Below are 18,903 nucleotides of genomic sequence, written 5' to 3' on the forward strand. Positions count from 1 at the left end.
CATTACCATTACGTTTTTTCACATTTCCTTTTCACCTTCCATGCACGCCACCAAGAGAGCCCTCCTGATCGCCTGCGGCCTGGCCGCCGCCGCTGCGCTGCCGCTCGCGGCCAGCGCACAGAACAACGCCTGGCCGACCAAGCCCATCCGCCTGCTCGTCGGTTTTCCGGGCGGCTCCACGCCCGACATCGCCGCCCGCACCATCGCCGAGCCGCTCGCCAAGGCGCTCGGCCAGCCCGTGGTGGTGGACAACAAGCCCGGCGCCTCGGGCAACATCGCCGCCGACATGGTGGCCAAGGCTACCGACGACCACACGCTGGGCATCGTCATCAACGGCAATCTCACCTCGTCGAAGATGCTGTATCCGCGGCTGCCCTACGACCCGGCCAAGGATTTCAGCTACCTCTCGCTGATTGCCACGGCCCCGCTGGTGCTGGTGGCGCAGAACAGCCTCCCCTCGGGCACCGCCTTCTTCGATGCGGCGCGCAAGGGCGGCGACAAGTGGAACTACGGTTCGGTGGGCGTGGGCTCGGTCGGGCACCTGGGCATGGAACTGCTCAAGAGCCGCGTGGCCGGCTTCAACGCCGAACACGTGCCCTACCAGGGCAACCCGCAGGTCGTGACCGCGATGCTCGGCGACCAGGTGCAGATGGCGCTCATCCCGCCGGGCGTGGCCATGCCGCAGGTGCGCGCCGGCAAGCTCAAGGCCATCGGCCTCACGGGCGGCCGCAGCGCGCTGGTGCCCGAGTTGCCGCCGCTGGCCGAAGCCGGCGTGCGCGACTTCAACCTCGAGGTGTGGGTGGCGCTGCTGGGACCGGCCGACCTCTCGAAGACCGCGCAGGCGCGCATCAGCCGCGAGATCGAGGTCATCATGAAGCAGCCCGAAGTGCGTCGGAAGCTCTTCGAGCAAGGCTGGCAGGCGGTCGGCACCTCGCCCGACGGCATGCGCCTGCGCGTGAAGGAAGAGGCCGCGATCATGACGCGCATCATCTCGGCCCGCGGAATCAAGATCCAGTGATGGCCACCGTCCAGCACAAGAAGACGACTCTGGCCGAGCCGGCGCGCGAGCTGGCGGTGTTCGGCGAATACGACGTGGTGGTGGTCGGCGGCGGCCCCGCCGGCATTGCCGCCGCCGTGAGCGCGGCGCGCCATGGCGCGAACACGCTGCTGGTGGAGCGCTACGGCTTTCTCGGCGGCATGGGCACCGCGGGCGGCGTGACCAACTTCGCGGGCCTCTACGGCAAGCGCAACGGCGAGATGACGCTGCTGGTGCGCGGCGTGGCCGACGACCTGCTCGCGCGCATCGATGCGCTGGGCGGCCTCAACACCCCGCAGGACGGCATGCAGGGCCGTATCCGCGTGCGCTCGTACGACACCTCGGCCTACAAGATCGCGGCCGACCAGCTGCTGCTCGACGCCGGCGTGCACCTGCTGTTCCATGCCTGGGCCGCCGCGGTGGTGTGCGAGGGCGACCGCATCGCGGCGCTGGTGGTCGAGACCAAGTCGGGCCGGCAGGCGATCCGCGCCAATGCTTTTGTCGATGCCAGCGGCGATGCCGACGTGGCGGCCTTTGCGGGCGTGCCCTTCGAAGTGGGCGACGGCCACGGCAGCGGCCTGTTCCCGACCACCATGTTCCGCGTCGGCCAGGTCGATGCGCAACCGGCACTCGCGGCCGTCGGCGAATTCAAGGCCATCAACGACCTGATGGCACGGGTGCAGGCGCAGAAGCCGGGCGCCTACAAGTTTCCGCGCGAAGGCGCGATCCTGCGGCCCAACATCGACCCGCGCGAATGGCGCGCCAACGTCACGCAGATCCGCAATGCGGCCGGCCGCGCGATGAACGGCGTCGATGCGCGCGAGCTCACCGAAGGCGAGCTCGAAGGCCGGCGCCAGATTGCCGAGTACTTCAGGTTCATGAAGGCCGAGGTGCCGGGCTTCGCGCGCTCGGCCATCGTCGAGATCGCGCCGCAGGTCGGCATCCGCGAAACGCGCCGCATCGAGGGCCTCTATGCACTCACGGGCGAGGACATCCTGTCGTCGGCCAGCTTCGACGACAGCATCGGCATCAACGCCTGGCCCATGGAGATGCATGCCGACGGCCGCATCGAGTGGGCCTTTCCGCGCGACGAGAGCCGCACCTACAACCAGCTGCCCTGGCGCATGCTGGTGCCCCGCACCGTCGACAATCTGCTGGTGGCCGGCCGCTGCGCCGCCATGACGCACGAAGGCCAGTCGGCCGCGCGCGCGAGCGGCGGCTGCTTCGTGATGGGGCAGGCGGCAGGCACGGCCGCGGCTTCGCTGGGTGCCAGCGCGAAGTTCGCGGACGTCGACGTGTCGGCGCTCCAGGAGAAGCTGGCCGCCGACGGCGCCGATCTCGACCGCTGAGCCGAATTGCGCCCTGGCGGCGCACTGACTGCCCCGCGACAGCCCGCGGGCGCGGCCTTTGCTATGGTCGAGGGTTGCTTCCTTCGCATTGAACGCTCTTCCTCCGATGACCACCGATCCCGCCACCGCCGCCCGCCTTGTCGCCGAACTCGTCGCGCTCATGCAACTCGAGCCGCTCGGAGGCGACAAATTCCTGGCCCAGAGCGAAGACATCGGCACGCCCGCCGTGTTCGGCGGCCAGGTGCTCGGCCAGTCGCTCGCGGCCGCGAGCCTCACGGTGGGCGCCGACCGGCCGGTGCATTCGATGCACGCCTACTTCCTGCTGCCGGGCGAACATGCCCCCATCGAATACAGCGTGGACCGCGTGCGCGACGGCCGCAGCTTCACCACGCGGCACGTGGTGGCGCGCCAGCAGGAGCGCATCATCTTCGAGATGTCGGCCTCGTTCCAGACGGTGGATGACGGCGTCGAGCACCAGTTCGCCATGCCCGCCGCCGTTGGCCCCGAGGGCCTCGCGAGCGAACTCGACCAACGCCTCGCGCTCGGCGAGCGCCTGCCCGAACGCTGGCGCATCAAGGGCCTGGAGCCGCACGGCATCGAATACCGCGGCGTCGAGGCCGACGACCTGCTGGCGCCGGCGGTGCGCTCGTCCGAAAGCGCCATCTGGATGCGCGCCATCGCGCCGCTGCCGGACGACCCGGTGGTGCACCGCGCGCTGCTGGCCTACGCCTCCGACCACGGCCTGCTGCGCGCCGCGATGCTGCCGCACGGCCTGAGCTTCATGAGCGGCCAGGTGCGCCCCGCGAGCCTCGACCACGCGATGTGGTTCCACCGCGATTTCCGCATGGACGACTGGCTGCTCTACGTGCTCGATTCGCCAAGCGCCAGCGGCGCGCGCGGCCTGTGCCGCGGCAGCCTGTTCACGCGTGACGGGCGGCTGGTGGCTTCTACGGCGCAAGAGGGGATGCTGCGGGTCAAGCGCTGAGGAAGTGTTCGATGCTGCTGTTCAGGGCGCGCTCCCGCCGACGGGGTACCTTGCTCCGCGAATGTCCTCCGGCCTTCGGCCTCCCCCTTGATTTCGCTGCGCAAGGCACCCCATCGGCGGGAGCGTGATTCAGAGCAGTCGTTGATCAGCGATACACCAGCAGCATGCCCAGGTGCACAGGGCATCGGGTGCTCCCCGCAGCGAAATCAAGGAGGAGGGGCGCAGCCCCGGGGGACATTCGCGGAGGGGAGTACCCGGTGGCCTGTGCACGCGCCCCGAACAACGGCGCCCGAGCACAGCCCGTGCAAGCCCCCGAATCCTTGGCTAAATTGCGAGCTTTGAATGAACCAAGGACCCACATGTCTTCCGAAGCACAGAAAAAAGTAGCCATCGTCACCGCCGGTGGCAGCGGCATGGGCGCGGCCGCGGCGCGCAAGCTCGCGGACGACGGCTTTCGCGTCGCCATCCTCTCGTCATCGGGCAAGGGCGAGGCGCTCGCCGCCGAGCTTGGCGGCATCGGCGTGACCGGCTCCAACCAATCGAACGACGACCTCCAGCGACTCGTCGACAAGGTGACCGACACATGGGGCCGCGTCGACGTGCTGGTCAACAGCGCGGGCCATGGCCCGCGCGCGCCGATCCTCGACATCAGCGACGAAGAGTGGCACCGCGGCATGGACGTCTACCTGCTGAGCGCGGTGCGCCCCGCACGGCTCGTGGCACCGCTCATGGTCAAGCAAGGCGGCGGCACGATCATCAACATCTCGACCTTCGCCGCCTTCGAGCCCGACCCCGTGTTCCCGACCTCGGGCGTGTTCCGCGCCGGCCTCGCGGCCTTCACCAAGCTCTTCGCCGACAAGTACGCGGCGGACAACGTGCGCATGAACAACGTGCTGCCCGGCTTCATCGACAGCCTGCCCGAGAAGCCCGAGTTCCGCTCGCGCATTCCGATGGGCCGCTACGGCAAGAGCAGCGAGATCGCGGCCGTGATCGGCTTTCTCGCATCCGAAGGCGCGGGCTACATCACGGGGCAGAACCTGCGCGTCGACGGCGGCATCACGCGCTCGGTGTGAAGAAGCCCGAGCGGGGCCGGTAGCCGCTCCTTCTTACAATCGAGGACATCTGCCCGTGAGGCGCGGCGCGGCCTTTCTTGTCGCCGCGTGCGGGCCACTCCTCATCCATGTCATCTCCACACAGCCGCCTGCGCACCGAGTGGTGCCCGAGCATCCCGCGCGAACTCATGGCCGGCGCCGTCGCCACCTTCGCGCTCATTCCCGAGGTCATCGCCTTTTCCTTCGTGGCCGGTGTCGATCCGGCGGTCGGGCTGTTCGCTTCGTTCGTGATCGGCATCGTCATTGCCTTCGCCGGCGGCAGGCCCGCCATGGTGTCGGCCGCGGCCGGCTCGGTGGCTCTCGTGGCCGCGCCGCTGGTGCATGCGCACGGGCTGCAGTACCTGCTGGCGGCCGGCGTGCTCGCGGGTGCGATGCAGATCGTGTTCGGGCTGCTGCGCCTGGGCGTGCTGATGCGCTTCGTCTCGACCTCGGTGCGCACGGGCTTCGTCAATGCGCTCGCGATCCTGATCTTCGCGGCGCAGATGCCGCACTTCATCGGCGCCAACACCGCGACCTGGGCCATGGTGGGCCTGGGGCTGGCCATCATCTACCTGCTGCCGCGCATCACCACGGCCGTGCCGTCGCCGCTGGTGTGCATCGTGGTGGTGACGCTGGCCGGGCAATGGCTGGGCCTGCCGCTCAAGACCGTGGCCGACCTGGGGCACCTGCCCGATGCGCTGCCCGCATTCGCCCTCCCCTCGGTGCCGCTCACGCTCGACACCCTGCGCATCATTGCGCTGCCGGCCTTCGCCATCGCGATGGTCGGCCTGCTCGAATCGATGATGACCGCCAGCGTGGTGGACGAGCTCACCGACACGCCGAGCTCCAAGAACCGCGAATGCAGCGGCCTGGGCGTGGCCAACGTGGCGGCCAGCTTCTTTGGTGGCATTGCGGGCTGCGGAATGATCGGCCAGACCGTGAGCAACGTGCGCTACGGCGGCCGCGGGCGGCTGTCGACGCTGTTCGCGGGCGCCTTCCTGCTGATCCTCATGGTGCTGCTCAAGCCCTGGGTGTCGCAGGTGCCGGTGGCGGCGCTGGTGGCGATCATGGTGATGGTCTCGGCCTCGACCTTCGACTGGGGCTCGCTGCGCGCGCTGGTGCGCCATCCGCGCATGTCCAGCGCGGTGATGCTCGCGACGGTGGCCGTCACCGTCGCCACCGACAACCTGGCCGCGGGCGTTGCCACCGGCGTGATGCTGAGCGGCGTGTTCTTCACCTTCAAGGTGGCGCGGCTGCTGCACGTGCATGCCGAAGCCGGCGACGGCGGCACGCGCGTCTACCGCGTCACGGGCCAGGTGTTCTTCGCCTCGGCCGACATGCTGGTGGATGCCTTCGACGTGCGCGAGATCGACGGCGCGCCGGTGCACATCGACGTGTCGCAGGCCCATTTCTGGGACGTGACCGCGGTGGCCGCACTCAACAAGGTGGTCGAGCGGCTGCGCAAGCACGGCAGCGCGGTGGAGGTTGCCGGGCTCAACCAGGCGAGCCGCGACCTGATCGTGCAGCTGGACGCCGCGCCCGAGTGAGCTAGGTGATTTTCCTCATGAGCCGGGCGGTGCCTTGGCCCTAGCCTTTGCAGTTCCGTCGGATGGCCGATGGACGACTGGAAAGGCTTCCATGAAGATTCCCGACCTGGCGCAGGAGAACATGCGCCGCACCATCGAGTCCTACGAAGCGTCCGCCCGCGAATACAACGCGATCGTGGCGGGCCACCGGCCGGCCGAGATCGAGGATGCGCTGCGCCGCATGATGCAGCTCGTGCCGGCAGGCGGCAGCGTGCTCGAGATCGGCTCCGGAACGGGGCAGGACGCCGACTTCGTCGAGGCGCTGGGCGGGGTCGTCAGGCGCACCGATGCGGTCCAGGCGTTTCTCGACCTGCAGGCGGAGCGCGGCAAGAAGGGCGATCTGCTCAACGTCGTCACGGATGCGCTGGGCGGGCCCTACAACGCGATCGTCGCGATGTGCGTGCTGATCCATGTCGATCGCGCGCAGATCGCCCCGGTCCTGCGCAAGGTGTTCGACGCACTCGAGCCCGGCGGGGTCTTCCTGGTGGCCATGCGCATCGGCGAAGGCGAGACCAACGGCGACTACCAGACCGTCTACTGGGCGAAGGACCGCTTCGCCGAGCAGCTCGAGGCGGCGGGTCTGCGCATGCAGTGGAGCAACCAGTGGATCGGCCGCGACAACGTGACGTGGGCCAACTTCCTGGCGCGCCGTCCGCTGTAGCGAGCCGCGATCTACACGCCCAGGTAGCGCGTCCAGAGCGAGCGGTCGGCGTCGAGCGCGGCCGAGTCGCCCTGCCACACCACGCGCCCGCGTTCGAGGATCACGTGGCGGTCGGCCAGCGGCAGCAGGCGCTGCACGTACTTGTCGACCACCAGGATCGCCTCGCCCTCGGCCTTGAGCGTGGAAATGCAGTGCCAGATCTCCTCGCGGATCACCGGGGCCAGGCCCTCGGTGGCTTCGTCGAGGATCAGCAGGCGCGGATGCGTCGACAGCGCGCGTGCAATCGCCAGCATCTGCTGCTCGCCGCCCGAGAGCTGGTTGCCCGCATTGGCCTTGCGCTCCGCGAGGCGCGGAAACAGGCCGTACAGCGCCTCGACCGTCCAGCGCGGTGCGCTGCCCGGCCGCGGCCGTGCGAAGGCGCGCAGGTGCTCGTCGACGCTGAGATTCGGAAACACGTGCCGGCCCTCGGGCACGATGGCCACGCCGCGCCGTGCAATGGCGTCGGGCTTGTGTCCGCCGATGGCATCGCCGCCGAAATGCACGCTGCCGCGCATCGGCGAAAGCGTGCCGGTCAGCACCTTCAGCAGCGTGCTCTTGCCCATGCCGTTGCGGCCCAGCAGCGCGAGCACTTCGCCCGCGCCAATACGCAGGTCGATGCCGAACAGCACCTGGCTGGCGCCGTAGCCGGCCTCGACGGATTTCGCGTCGAGCAATGTGGTGGCTGCATTCATGCGTGTCCCTCCGCTTCCGTACCGAGGTACACCGCCTGCACATCGGGATGCCCGCGCACTTCGTCGGCCGTGCCGCTCATCAGCACGCGCCCCTGCACCAGCACCGTGAGCCGGTCGGCCAGGCGGAACACCGCGTCCATGTCGTGCTCGATCAGGAGGATGGCCATCGATTCGCGCAGCGACTCGATCAGTTCCACCATGCGTGCCGACTCGTCCGGGCCCATGCCGGCCATCGGCTCGTCGAGCAGCAGCAGCTTGGGTTCGGCCGCAAGCGCCAGCGCCACGTCGAGCGCGCGCTGCGCGCCGTGCGGCAAGGTGCCCGCGATGCGGTGGCGTTCGCTGCCGAGGCCCACGCGGTCGGCCAGCGCCACGGCGCGTTCCACCAGGCCGCGTTCCGTCGCGCGCGGCGCCATGAAGCGCAGGCTGCTGCCCGCATGGGCCTGCGCCGCGAGCATGAGGTTGTCGTGCACCGTTTCCTTGGCAAACACGCGCGTCACCTGGAAGCAGCGCGACATGCCGGCCGCCACGCGCTGGTGGTCCTTGAAGCCGGTGATGTCCTTCTCGTCGAGCAGGATGCGCCCGGCGTCGGCCTTGAGCAGCCCCGTGATCAGGTTCACGAGCGTGGTCTTGCCCGCGCCGTTCGGGCCGATCAGCGCATGCACTTCGCCGCGCTCCACGGTGAGGTTCACATGGTCGGTTGCGAGCAAGCCGCCGAAGCGCTTGACCAACCCTTCGATTCTGAAGAGGCTCATGCTTTACTCCCTCGCCCTTCTGGGGAGAGGGTTGGGGTGAGGGGCAAGCGGCGCTTGTACAAGGCAGCAAGCCCTTTAGGCGCCCACAACGCAACAGCAATCAACAGCAACCCGAGCGGCATGTGCCAATGCTCCGTGTGCTGCTTCAGCGCCTCCTCGAGCACCAGCCAGACCACGGCGCCCACCGGCCCGCCCCAGCTGCGTCCCAGTCCGCCGATCACCACCATCACCAGCAGCGTGGCCGACTGCGTCCAGTGCATCGTCGCCGGGCTCACGAAGCCATTGCCGCCCGCGAGCAGCGCGCCCGCCAGCCCCGCGATGGCGCCGGCAATCGCAAAGGCCACGAGCTGCAGCTTGAACACCGGGTAGCCCAGCGCCCGCATGCGCGTCTCGTTGTCCCGGATGCCCATCAGCGCATGGCCGAAGCGCGATTGCGTCGCGCGGTGCAGCCACCAGAGCGCGAGCGCCACGATGGCCAGCACCACCCAGTAGAAGTTCGATTCGTTGCCGAGGTCGAGCCCCGGCAGCAGCGTGGGACGGCTCATCAGCGTGTAGCCGTCGTCGCCGCCATAGCGGCGCAGCGACACCACCACGAAGTACAGCATCTGCGCAAAGGCCAGCGTGGTCATGATGAAGTAGACGCCGCGCGTGCGCAGCGCCACCGTGCCGATCAGCGCGGCGACGAGGCCGGCCACGAGCGCGGCCAGCGGCCACATCACCCATGCGGACATCACGCCCGCATCGCTGAGCGCCACCACCGTGTAGGCACCCATGCCGATGAAGCCCGCATGTCCGAGCGCCACCATGCCGCCGAAGCCCAGGATGAAGTTGAGGCTGGCGGCAGCCAGCGCCACCACGAGCACGCGCCGCACGAAGCCGATGTAGAACTCGAGCCCGAACAGCGGCGCGACCAGCGGAAAGGCCGCGAGCAGCAGGAGGAGCAGGCCGAGGCCGAGAGAGCGTGAGGAAAGCTTCATGACCGGGCCGAGAAAAGGCCCGAAGGCCGGAAGATCAGGACGATCACCATCAGCGCGTACATCGCGACTTCGGCGAACAGCGGTCCCAGGTCGGCCGCGGTGGCCGGCGGCAGCGTGGCGCGCAGCAGCATCGGCACGAAGGCGCGTCCGACCGTGTCGACCACGCCCACCATCAGTGCGGCCACGAAGGCGCCGCGCACCGAACCGATGCCGCCGATCACCAGCACCACCAGCGCCGGGATCAGGATGGCTTCGCCCATACCCACCTGCACCGCGACGATCGGCCCCATCAGCGCGCCGGCCAGCGCGGCCAGCGCCGCGCCGAGCAGGAACACGCCGTTGAAGATGCGGCCCACGCGCACGCCCATCAGCTCGGCCATCGGCCGGTCGGACGCGCCCGCGCGCACCCGCATGCCGATGCGCGTGTGGTTGACCAGCAGGTAGAGCGCGAGCGCCACCAGCAGCCCGCCGGCGAGGATCACGAGGCGGTAGGACGGGTAGGGCAGGCCGTCCACCAGCTCGATCGGCCCCGACAGCGCGGCCGGCGTCGGCGCCATCACCGGCGACGGGCCCCAGGCCATCTTGACGATGTCGTCGGCCACCAGGATCACGCCGAAGGTGGCGAGCACCTGCGCCAGGTGGTCGCGCGTGTAGAGGCGGCGCATCAGCAGCACCTCGAGCAGCAGCGCCACCACCACCGTGACCGCCACCGCGATGACGATGGCCGCCGTGAACGAGCCGGTGCGCGTGTGCGCCTCGGCCGCCACGTACGCGCCCGACATGAAGAGCGAGCCATGCGCGAGGTTCAGCACGTCCATGATGCCGAACACCAGCGTGAGCCCCGCCGCCAGCAGGAACAGCATCAGCCCATAGCCGAGGCCATTGAGCAGCTGCTCGAGAACGAGGATGCCGCTCACTTGAGGGGACACTTGTCGGCGTACGAGTCGCCGTAGTTCGTGAGAACCGTGTTGATCAGCTTGTTCGTGACCTTGCCCTGCGCGTCCTTGCCGATCACGCGCAGGTAGAAGTTCTCCACCGGATAGTGGTTGTTCGCGTACTTGAAGCTGCCGCGGGTCGACGCGTAGTTGGCCTTCTTGAGCGCGGCCACCACGGCTTCGCGGTTCTGGGCGTTGCCGCCCGATTGCTTCACGGCCGCATCCATCGCCAGGATCGCGTCATAGGCCTGCGCCGCGTACACCGACGGATAGCGGCCGTTGTATTCCTTGCGGAACGCAGCCACGAAGGCCTTGTTGGCGGCATTGTCGAGGTCGTGCGCCCAGTGCGAGGTGTTGAAGAGGCCCAGCATCGGCTCGCCCACCGCGCCGATCACGTCCTCGTCGGCCGAGAAGCCGCTGGTCACGAGCGTGATGTCCTTCGACAGGCCCGCGCCCACGAACTGCTTGATGAAGTTGATGCCCATCGCGCCGGGCAGGAAGAAGTAGATGGAATCGGGCTTGGCCGCGCGCAGCTGCGCGAGTTCGGCGGCGTAGTCGATCTGGCCGAGCTTGGTGTAGAGCTCGTCGGCCACCTGGCCCTTGAACTGGCGCTTGAAGCCGCCCAGCGCATCCTTGCCGGCCGGATAGTTGGGCGCGATCAGCACGGTTTTCTTGAAGCCGCGGTCCTGCGCGAACTTGCCGGCGGCCTCGTGGAACTGGTCGTTCTGGTAGGCGGTGCCGAAGAAGTAGGCATTGCACTGCGCGCCCGCGAACTGGCTCGGGCCGGCATTGGCCGAGAGGTACGGCACCTTGGCATTGAACAGCGTCGGGCCCACGGCCAGCGCCACGTTGGAGCCGATCGGGCCGCTGAAGAGGTCGATCTTGTCGCGCTGGATCATGCGGTCGACCAGCTGCTTGGCCTGGTCGGGGCTGCCCGCCATGTCGGCCTGCACGAACTCCACGTCCTGCCCGCCGAGCTTGCCGCCCAGCTGCTTGATACCGAGCGCGAAGCCGTCGCGCGCCTCGGCGCCCAAGGCCGCGAACGGGCCGGAGATGTCGAGCGCCAGGCCCACCTTCACGGGCGCGGCCACGGCCGATGCCGCGCCACCAAGGGCTGCGCCGCAGAGCAGCAGCGAAAGCAGGGTGCGCGGCAGCGCGGGCGACTTCGGGGACGGGTGGCTCATGGATTCTCCGGCAGAGGAAGGGTGAAACGGCGCCCCGGCGCCGCGCCATGCAGCACCGAAGATGTCGAACCGTTGATAGCTAAATACTTTAACCATAAACAATTCGCTGTCAACGGTACTAGCACGAATGGTGCCAATGGTTCGTGTCACTTCCTGGTGCGCGGGGCCCGTTCCGGTGGGCCCTTTCCCCTGCTTCAGCCGAAGGGATTGGCCGTTGCAAACCACAGGCCGATGCCGGTGGCGATGATGAATGCGCCGTCGGTCACGCCCGCCACCAGGAAGAACTTGGTCTGCAGCGTGTCGGCCAGTTCGGGCTGGCGCGCCGTGCTTTCGAGAAACTTCTGGCCGACCAGCCCGATGCCCAGGCAGGAGCCGAGCGCTGCCACGCCGATGAGCAGGGCGACTGCGAGGGGAAGGATGTTGAAGCCGGTCATGGTGTTTTCTCCAGTGGTTGATCGATGGAGGTACTTTCCCAGAGCGGGTGCGTGTGGTCGATGACCTGGGAGGTCATGTTTGGGATGAATCGTGGGCGCGCTCCCGCCGACGGGGTGCCTTGCTCCGCGAATGTCCCCCGCCCTTCGGGCTCCTCCTTAATTTCGCTGCGCAAGGCACCCCATCGGCGTGATCGCCGGGCAGAGCGGTTGTTGATCAGCGGTGCAACACGAGCGTGCCCCGGTGCACAGGGCATCGGGTGCTCCCCGCAGCGAAATCAAGGAGGAGGCCGCAGGCCGGGGGACATTCGCGGAGGGGAGTACCCGGTGGCCTGTGCACGCGCCCTGAACAACAGCGCCCTGAACAACAGCGCCCTGAACAACAGCGCCCTGAACCAGAGCGCCCCAAAACAAGAGCGCCCAGAAACAGGAGCAAGCCCTAAGGCAGCTGCGTCCAGTTCTGGTTGTTCCCCCCATTGCAGGTCCACGTGATCAGCGCCGTGTCCTGCGTCGTCGAGCCGTTGGGCACGTCGAGGCACGAACCCGAGGCGCGATTGCGGAGCGTGCCGCCGACCAGGCTCCACTGCGCCGTGTTGCCCACCGTGCATGCCAGCTGCACCACCGGCGCGTTCGTCGTCGCGGTGCCGTTCTGCGCCAGGCACAGGCCACTGTGCTCGGCCACCAGCTGCACATAGCCGCCCGTGATCGACGTCACCGTGAACTTCTCGTTGCTCGCCGTGCCGCAGGGCCACTGCACCGCCACCGTGCCGCTCGCCGTCGCCCCGCCCTTGATGTTCACGCACATCGTCGGGTTGAGGTCCGAGCGCAGCCGCGTGACCACCGCCGGCGCCGTGTCCAGCGAGCGCACGTACTCGCGCAGCGCCACCACGTCCGGCGCCGGCAAGCTCGATGCGTTGCCGTGCCCGCTGTTCAGCACGTCCTGCAATGTCGCGGCCTGCCCGTTGTGGAAGAAGGCCGTCGTGTTCCAGGTGCCCGAGAGCGTCGGCGTGTCGAAGCCCAGCCCCGCGAGCGGCTGGTTGTGGCCCTTGCCCGACGAGAGCTGGATCGTGCCCACGTCGTGCCGCAGGCCATCGCGCAAGGTGCCGCCAGTGTGGCAGGTGGCGCACTGCGCGGTGTTGAACACCGTCTGGCCGCGCACCGCTTCCACGCTCAGGCTGCCGTCTGCCGCGCGCGCCGGGCTGCGCATGTACTTGTTCAGCGAGCTCAGGTAGGCCGCAAGGTCGTCGAGCTGCGCGCTCTTGCCGGCCTTGGGCGCGCCCAAGGGGTCGGCCGTGGCGGCGAAATCCGCATTCGTCAAAAAGCCGGTGCCGCCGAACTCGTTGCGGATGTCGTTCTCGAAGTCCTGCACCTCGTCGAAGTTGGCGGTCCAGTGCATCTTGCCGTGGCTCGCACCGCGCTTGCCCATGAGGCTGATGGTGCGGCGCAAGCCTTCGCCGCGCTGCGTGAAGTCCCACACCATGCCGTCGTCGCCGCCGTCCGCATGGCAGCTCGCGCAGGAGATGTAGTTGTCCTTGCTCATGCGCCGGTCGGAGGCGTTGTAGAACACCTGCTTGCCGCGCAGCGCCGCGGCCGCCATCGGCTCCTGCGCGACCGTCGCCACGTTCTGCAGGAAGGTCGCGGCCGCCGATTCCGACGACAGCACCAGCGCCACGTCGTGCACCGACACGGAGCGCGCAAGGAAGTTGTTGACGAACAGCCGCTTGCGCGCCGCGTCCAGGTACAGGCCGTGCGGCGCGCTGCTCGCGTTGATCTCGCCGCGCACTGCCCGGCTGTACGGGTCGACGATGGCGACGCGGTTGCCCTCCATCTGCGCCACGAACAGGTAGTCGCCGGGCGGAGAGAACAGCGCCGCGCGCGCCGGGGCACGGTCGTCGAAGTCGATCTGCTCGTCGAACACTTCCGCGGCTGCCTGCAGGTCGACCTGCGAGAGGATGGAGCGCACGCTCTGGTCGTGCGTCAGGTCCACGCCGTCGCGGAAGCGGCCACGCACGATGTTGTCCTTCTTCGAAGGCAGCACCGCGCGCCGGCCGTCGGGCGAGATCACCACCTGGCTCAGGTAGTTGGCCACGCCGCGCGCGCGGCTCTCGGTGTCCACCGTGGTGGTGTCCACCGGCAGCGCGATCGTGGGCATCGCGCTCATGCTCTGCAGGTTCACCTTGTGCAGCTGGCCGCCCGTCAGCTTCGACTTGAAGCGCGTGACGTAGGCCACCTGCGCATCGGAGCTCACGGCAATGCCGCGCAGGTTGCCTTCGAGCGCGACCGCGCCGGTGGTGGCGCCGTTGCTCGGGTCGAAGCTCATCAGCACCGACTTGCTCTCCAGCGTCAGCAAGCCCTTCGCGCCGTCGGGCGTGAAGGCCACGCCATAGGGGCCGCTGCCGTAGGCCAGCGGCACGGTGGCCGAGAGGCTGCCGTCGGCCGCGCTGAGCGCCACCAGCTTGTCCTCGCCCTGCACCGCGACCCAGATGCGTCCATCGGGGCCCACGGCCAGCGTCTTCGGCTCGTCGCCCACGCGCACTTCCCAGCGCCTGGCCAGGGTCTGTGCGTCGATGGCGGCGACCGTGCCGCTGTCGGGGTTGAGCGAGTAGACCGAATTCGCATCGCCCGCGATGTTGGTCGTGTGCGTGGGCGCCCGCGCCGTGACCGGGACGATCACCGTGAGGTTGTAGGTGTAGAAGGTCTCGCGGCCGCTCGCGTCGCGCACCGTCAGCGTCACGGTGTAGTGGCCCGGCCGCGTGTAGGTGTAGGTGTAGCCCGGCTGGGTGGAGTAGGCCGTCTGCGTGCCGTCGCCGAAGTTCCAGCGGAACTGCGCGCCGCTGCTGCCGAGCGTGGCGGGGGCGAACACCAGCTGGCCGTTGACGATCTTCGGACCGCCGCCGATGCCCGGGTCGCCGATGACGGCCTGGCCGCGCAGCGTGGCCACCTCGCCGTCGGTGAGCACGCGGCTGTACACGCGCACTTCCGCCAGCGTGCCCTTGAACAGGTCGGCGTTGCCCTGGATCTGGCCCATGACCTGGAACTTGTTCGCGAGTCCCTTGGTGCCGGTCAGGCCCGTGGAGCTGGTCTTCACGCCGTCCACGTACATGGCCTGCGCGCCCGAGGCCGCGTCGCGCGTCATCACCACGTGGTGCCAGTTGCCGTCGTTCACCGCGGCCTGCGAGCGGGTGCCCGGGTTGTTGGTGGCCTTGTTCGCGACCGAGAGATTCATGAAGCCGCTGCCGTCGATCCAGCCCCAGAACACGTCGTCCGCTCCGCTGGCCTGGTCGCGCCCGAAGATGCCCGGCGCGGTCCATGGGTTCGCGCTGCCGGCCTGCGTGGTCTTCATGTAGAAGCTCAGCGATGCGGTGCCGCCGAGCACGGTGGCGACGCTGTCGTTCTTCAGCGGCACGCCGGTGGTGCGGTTCGCGAAGTTCATGCCGATGCTTTCGAAGGCATCGCCCGACGCCGGCGTGCCGTTGTTGCTGCCGATCGGGTCGGACAGGTTGCCGGCCAGCGTCCAGTAGTGCTGCAGGTTGATGTCGGTCGCGTTGCCGGTGTTGAAGGTCGACTTGAAGTCGGCACCGATGGCGTTGCCCGCATAGTCCTTCACGCCGTTGGCGGGCAGGAACACTTCATAGCTGGTGCCCGGCGAAAGCGGCTGCTCGGGGTGGAAGTTGATGATGCCCAGCTGCACGCTGTAGGTGCCCGCGAGCGTGTTGCCGCCCACCGGGCGCACGATGAAGGTGTTGGCGTTCACGCTCTCGGGGCGGATGCTGTCCGTCAAGCCCAGGCCGATGCGCGAGGTGAGGGCCTGCTGCTTCGCGCCGTTGGCCGGAGAAACCTGTTTCACTTCAGGCCGCGTGGTGTCGGGGTCCACCGCATGCACGACGAAACCGCTGCCCGAGCCGTGGTCGTTGCCCACGAAAACGAGGTTGCCGAACATCGCGACCTGGCCGTTGTCCGAATGCGAATAGTTGGGATCGTCCTCGCGCAGGATGCTGCCGCGGCCCACCTCCACGTGATTGAGCGGATTGCTCACGTCGACCTTGTGGATGCGCGTCTGCGCGCCCTGGATCACGTAGTTGTCCTGCGTGGCGCAGTACAGCTGCTCGTCGATCACCAGCCGATTGTCCTCGGCCACGAAGCGCGAGCGGTCGCCCAGGTCGTAGCTGTACATCTTCGCGCCGCTGCCGCGCGTCGAGGCGTGCAGGCTCCTGCCGTCGAAGCAGGTGGCGTAGTAGAACGGCGTGGTGCCCACGATGGAATCGAGCACCTTGGGGTTGAGCGGGTCGGAGATGTCCAGGCTCGCAAACCCGCCGTTGCTTTCCATCGCGGTCAGCACCATGTGGTTGCCCATGGTGAAGATCGGACCGATCCGGAAGTTGCCGAGTTCGCCCGTGGGCACCGGGTTGGGCTTGCCGGCGCCGCGGTTCGCCACCACGGCGTTCGCGGGGTCCCTGGCGTCGACGATGAACATGCCGCGGCCCGCCGAGGCCACGTACAGGTAGGGCGCCTGCCACCAGAGCTGCCAGGCGACGTTCTCGTAGTCGCCCGCGTTGACGCCGGGCAGCGCCAGCTTCTTCACCTGCTTGATGTCGTTGACGTCGGTGAAGTCCCAGAACTCCACGCCGTTGATGCTGGGCAGCACCACGTACGTCTTGCCGCCGATCTTCGCGGTGCCGAAGGAGTGCGTCTCGCGGAACTCCTTGGTGCGGCCACCTGTCGCGTCATCGGGTTCGTAGATCTTCTTGACCAGCCGGATCTGGCGCGGGTTCGACACGTCGTACAGCAGGAAGCCGCCCGGGCCCAGGCCGCTGTCCGGCGCGAAGGAGGTCAGGAAGTAGCCGTTGACCATGATGCCGGCGTTCATGCCGTAGTCCTTGCGGCCCGGGTACGTGGCGGGCACGTCGCGCGCCTCGTAGGCGCTGCTGTGGGCCGGATCGAGCGGGTGCGCGAGGCTCGTGATCATCGACACCGGCTTGAACAGTTCCGCCGATGTGTAGCTGAGGTTGCCCAGGCCCGGCCCCTGCAGCGGGAGCGGATCGGCGACGGCTTCGGAAACCGCCGTTGCCATGTTGCCGAGGGTGGTCATCGGGCTGACCCCGGTGATGGCCGCATGCGTCAGCAATGTGACGAGCGGGGCCAGGAACGCCATCAGGAAATACCGGATCTTCATCGTCGCCTCCAGGTTGTTGGAAATTCGCAGGGCAACCCATTGCTCGATCCCTCTCCAGTGCGCGCGCAGGACGCACCCCGGCTGGCGACGGGTGCATCGCCTGCCGTGCTGATTTCTTCTTTTGTCTTACTTCGCGCCGCCCGATTCGTAGAGGGCCCAGGCCGCCTCGGCGCTCGCGCCGCGGTGGATCATGGCCATCAGCGCACTCACCACCGCGGAAGGGTTGGCGTGCTGGTAGACATTGCGCCCGTACACCATGCCGACGGCGCCCTGGTCCAGCAGCGCGCGAGAGCGCGCGAACACCTGCTGCAGGTCTTCGCGCCCGCCGCCGCGCACGAGCACGGGGCAGCGCGCGGCTTGCACCACGCGGTGGAAGTCCTTCGGGTCGCTGGTCGGGTCGGCCTTGACGATGTCGGCGCCCATCTCGCGCGCAAGGCGCACCAGCGTGACGATCTTCTCGGCGTCGCCGTCGACCTGGTAGCGGCTGCCGGGCGTGGGCGACTGCATCACCAGCGGCTCGATCATCAGCGGCATCCCGTAGCGGTCGCAGTCGGCGCGCACGCGCGCGATGTTCTGCACGCACTGGCGGAACAGGTCGGGCTCGTTCGGCAGCATGAAGAGGTTGACCACCACGCAGGCCGCGTCGCGCTGCACGGCCGGCAGCACCGGGTCGTGCTCGTTCTGGAGCTGGGCCCACATCACGCGGTGCAGCGTGGCGTTGTAGGGATTGCCCATGTCGATGCGCATCACCAGCGCGGGCTTGTTGCGGCCCGGGCGGTCCTGCAGCAGGTCGGACTGGCCGTAGTTGAGCTGGATCGCATCGGGGCCGGCGGCCAGGAGCTTCTCCATGACCTGGGGCATGTCTTCCAGGCCGTCGAGAAAGGAGGGCTCGTTGCACACGCCGTGGTCCAGGGCGATGTCCAGGCAGCGGCCGTTGGTGAGCAAGCGGTTGAGCCGCGCTGTCTTGTCTTTCGACATGGGAAAGAACTCCTTGTTGGGGGGGAATCGAAAAAAAGAAGTAAGGCTCAGGCGAGCGCGTCCAGGTGGCGCCTGGCCGCGGCGTCGATAAGCTGCAGGGCTTCGCCGTTCAGCTCGACCGCACCGGCGCCGGCGTTCTCGATGGCCTGCTGGCGCACGCGTGCGCCGCACAGCGCGACAGCCACGGTGCCGCGCGCGACGGTCCACGCGATCATCATCTGGCCGAAGGAACAGCCGAGCTGTTCGCGCAGCGGATCGAGCGCCTCGAAGAAGGCCTTGAGCTTCGAACGGTTGGCTTCGCTGAAGCGCGGATTGCTCGCGCGCTGGTCGTCGCCCTTGAACTCGCGTGCCGGATCGATGGGCCCCGCGAGCAGGCCGAGCGCCAGCGACGAATAGCCGAGCACCGCCACGTTGTGCTCGCTGCACAGGGGCGCGAGCGTGGCTTCGATCTCGCGGTCGATCAGGCTGTAGCGCTCCTGCGCCGCATCGACGGGGCCGTGGCGCAGGTATTCGGCGAGCGTTTCGGGGCTCACGTTGCTCACGCCGATGGCGCGGATCTTTCCCTGCTTCTTGAGCGCGAGCAGCGCGTCCATGGTCTCGGCCACGGGCGTGGTGCTGTCCTGCCAGTGCGTGATGTAGAGATCGATGTAGTCGGTCTGCAGGCGCTTCAGGCTCTCTTCGCATTCATGGAAGATCGATTCGCGGCCGAGATGGCGGTACACGGGATGCCCGTCTTCCTCGAAGAAGTGCGTGCCTTGTTGCGTGTGCCACACCAGCCCGCACTTGGTCGCGATCACGGCCTCGTGGCGGCGCCCCTTGAGCGCGGTGCCCACGATGCTTTCGGAGCGCCCCAGGCCGTAGGCCGGCGCGGTGTCGATCAGGTTCACGCCCGCATCCAGCGAAGCCTGGATCGCCGCCTCGGCCGCCGCGTTGTCGCCGCCGCCCCACATCCATCCGCCCATCGCCCAGGTGCCCAGGCCGATGGCCGAGCACTCGATGCCCGAGGGGCCCAGGGTCGTCTTTTTCATCTTCAT

Annotated in this window: 15 protein-coding genes; 6 read left to right on the plus strand and 9 right to left on the minus strand. The window is 68.4% G+C overall.

The window, feature by feature from the left end; genetic code table 11:
* The first annotated feature begins 40 nt into the window (after positions 1–40).
* The 6 genes from RZE77_RS01820 to RZE77_RS01845 all read left to right on the plus strand — a co-directional run bounded on the left by RZE77_RS01820 (position 41) and on the right by RZE77_RS01845 (position 6,708).
* A complete protein-coding gene (locus RZE77_RS01820; protein ID WP_319440439.1) occupies positions 41–1,018 on the plus strand; it encodes a Bug family tripartite tricarboxylate transporter substrate binding protein in 978 nt (325 codons plus the stop codon).
* Entirely contained in the window at positions 1,018–2,385 is a 1,368-nt protein-coding gene (locus RZE77_RS01825; protein ID WP_319440440.1) for an FAD-dependent oxidoreductase, read from the plus strand. Before RZE77_RS01820 ends, RZE77_RS01825 begins: the two co-directional genes overlap by 1 nt.
* A 106-nt stretch (positions 2,386–2,491) precedes the next feature.
* On the plus strand, positions 2,492–3,370 hold the full coding sequence (locus RZE77_RS01830) for an acyl-CoA thioesterase (RefSeq protein ID WP_319440441.1): 879 nt from the start codon (positions 2,492–2,494) through the stop codon (positions 3,368–3,370).
* A gap of 359 nt (positions 3,371–3,729) precedes the next feature.
* Complete coding sequence (locus RZE77_RS01835; protein ID WP_319440442.1) at positions 3,730–4,443, plus strand: SDR family oxidoreductase; 714 nt, start codon at positions 3,730–3,732, stop codon at positions 4,441–4,443.
* Between the two features lie 107 nt (positions 4,444–4,550).
* Positions 4,551–6,008 (plus strand): SulP family inorganic anion transporter, encoded by a 1,458-nt coding sequence (locus RZE77_RS01840; RefSeq protein WP_319440443.1) that lies wholly within the window; start codon positions 4,551–4,553, stop codon positions 6,006–6,008.
* Positions 6,009–6,099: 91 nt separating this feature from the next.
* Positions 6,100–6,708, plus strand: coding sequence for a class I SAM-dependent DNA methyltransferase (locus RZE77_RS01845; RefSeq protein ID WP_319440444.1), 609 nt, complete (start codon positions 6,100–6,102; stop codon positions 6,706–6,708).
* Between the two features lie 11 nt (positions 6,709–6,719).
* On the opposite strand, the gene RZE77_RS01850 is transcribed toward RZE77_RS01845, so the two are convergent.
* The 9 genes from RZE77_RS01850 to RZE77_RS01890 form a co-directional block, all read right to left on the minus strand.
* Complete coding sequence (locus tag RZE77_RS01850) at positions 6,720–7,439, minus strand: ABC transporter ATP-binding protein (protein WP_319440445.1); 720 nt, start codon at positions 7,437–7,439, stop codon at positions 6,720–6,722.
* A complete protein-coding gene (locus RZE77_RS01855; protein WP_319428847.1) occupies positions 7,436–8,191 on the minus strand; it encodes an ABC transporter ATP-binding protein in 756 nt (251 codons plus the stop codon). Before RZE77_RS01855 ends, RZE77_RS01850 begins: the two co-directional genes overlap by 4 nt.
* Positions 8,188–9,168 (minus strand): branched-chain amino acid ABC transporter permease, encoded by a 981-nt coding sequence (locus RZE77_RS01860; RefSeq protein ID WP_319440446.1) that lies wholly within the window; start codon positions 9,166–9,168, stop codon positions 8,188–8,190. Before RZE77_RS01860 ends, RZE77_RS01855 begins: the two co-directional genes overlap by 4 nt.
* Positions 9,165–10,085 (minus strand): branched-chain amino acid ABC transporter permease, encoded by a 921-nt coding sequence (locus RZE77_RS01865; RefSeq protein WP_319440447.1) that lies wholly within the window; start codon positions 10,083–10,085, stop codon positions 9,165–9,167. The genes RZE77_RS01860 and RZE77_RS01865 overlap by 4 nt, the downstream gene beginning before the upstream one ends.
* Complete coding sequence (locus RZE77_RS01870; protein WP_319440448.1) at positions 10,082–11,287, minus strand: ABC transporter substrate-binding protein; 1,206 nt, start codon at positions 11,285–11,287, stop codon at positions 10,082–10,084. The genes RZE77_RS01865 and RZE77_RS01870 overlap by 4 nt, the downstream gene beginning before the upstream one ends.
* Positions 11,288–11,481: 194 nt before the next feature.
* Positions 11,482–11,721: a F0F1 ATP synthase subunit C gene (gene atpE / locus RZE77_RS01875; protein ID WP_319440449.1), complete on the minus strand. Its 240-nt coding sequence runs from the start codon at positions 11,719–11,721 to the stop codon at positions 11,482–11,484.
* A gap of 436 nt (positions 11,722–12,157) precedes the next feature.
* On the minus strand, positions 12,158–16,891 hold the full coding sequence (locus tag RZE77_RS01880; protein WP_319440450.1) for a LamG-like jellyroll fold domain-containing protein: 4,734 nt from the start codon (positions 16,889–16,891) through the stop codon (positions 12,158–12,160).
* 126 nt (positions 16,892–17,017) lie between these two features.
* On the minus strand, positions 17,018–17,869 hold the full coding sequence (locus RZE77_RS01885; RefSeq protein ID WP_026283913.1) for a class I fructose-bisphosphate aldolase: 852 nt from the start codon (positions 17,867–17,869) through the stop codon (positions 17,018–17,020).
* A gap of 47 nt (positions 17,870–17,916) precedes the next feature.
* Complete coding sequence (locus tag RZE77_RS01890) at positions 17,917–18,903, minus strand: aldo/keto reductase (protein ID WP_319442287.1); 987 nt, start codon at positions 18,901–18,903, stop codon at positions 17,917–17,919.

The organism is Variovorax sp. SPNA7 (genome assembly GCF_033807855.1).
GTDB lineage: Bacteria > Pseudomonadota > Gammaproteobacteria > Burkholderiales > Burkholderiaceae_C > Variovorax > Variovorax beijingensis.

Bases quoted from the DNA above. Each gene is read 5' to 3' on its own strand.
- RZE77_RS01820 (WP_319440439.1), top strand. From the start codon at position 41: ATGCACGCCACCAAGAGAGCCCTCCTGATCGCCTGCGGCCTGGCCGCC.
- RZE77_RS01825 (WP_319440440.1), top strand. From the start codon at position 1,018: ATGGCCACCGTCCAGCACAAGAAGACGACTCTGGCCGAGCCGGCGCGC.
- RZE77_RS01830 (WP_319440441.1), top strand. From the start codon at position 2,492: ATGACCACCGATCCCGCCACCGCCGCCCGCCTTGTCGCCGAACTCGTC.
- RZE77_RS01835 (WP_319440442.1), top strand. From the start codon at position 3,730: ATGTCTTCCGAAGCACAGAAAAAAGTAGCCATCGTCACCGCCGGTGGC.
- RZE77_RS01840 (WP_319440443.1), top strand. From the start codon at position 4,551: ATGTCATCTCCACACAGCCGCCTGCGCACCGAGTGGTGCCCGAGCATC.
- RZE77_RS01845 (WP_319440444.1), top strand. From the start codon at position 6,100: ATGAAGATTCCCGACCTGGCGCAGGAGAACATGCGCCGCACCATCGAG.
- RZE77_RS01850 (WP_319440445.1), bottom strand. From the start codon at position 7,439: ATGAATGCAGCCACCACATTGCTCGACGCGAAATCCGTCGAGGCCGGC.
- RZE77_RS01855 (WP_319428847.1), bottom strand. From the start codon at position 8,191: ATGAGCCTCTTCAGAATCGAAGGGTTGGTCAAGCGCTTCGGCGGCTTG.
- RZE77_RS01860 (WP_319440446.1), bottom strand. From the start codon at position 9,168: ATGAAGCTTTCCTCACGCTCTCTCGGCCTCGGCCTGCTCCTCCTGCTG.
- RZE77_RS01870 (WP_319440448.1), bottom strand. From the start codon at position 11,287: ATGAGCCACCCGTCCCCGAAGTCGCCCGCGCTGCCGCGCACCCTGCTT.
- atpE (WP_319440449.1), bottom strand. From the start codon at position 11,721: ATGACCGGCTTCAACATCCTTCCCCTCGCAGTCGCCCTGCTCATCGGC.
- RZE77_RS01880 (WP_319440450.1), bottom strand. From the start codon at position 16,891: ATGAAGATCCGGTATTTCCTGATGGCGTTCCTGGCCCCGCTCGTCACA.
- RZE77_RS01885 (WP_026283913.1), bottom strand. From the start codon at position 17,869: ATGTCGAAAGACAAGACAGCGCGGCTCAACCGCTTGCTCACCAACGGC.
- RZE77_RS01890 (WP_319442287.1), bottom strand. From the start codon at position 18,903: ATGAAGATGAAAAAGACGACCCTGGGCCCCTCGGGCATCGAGTGCTCG.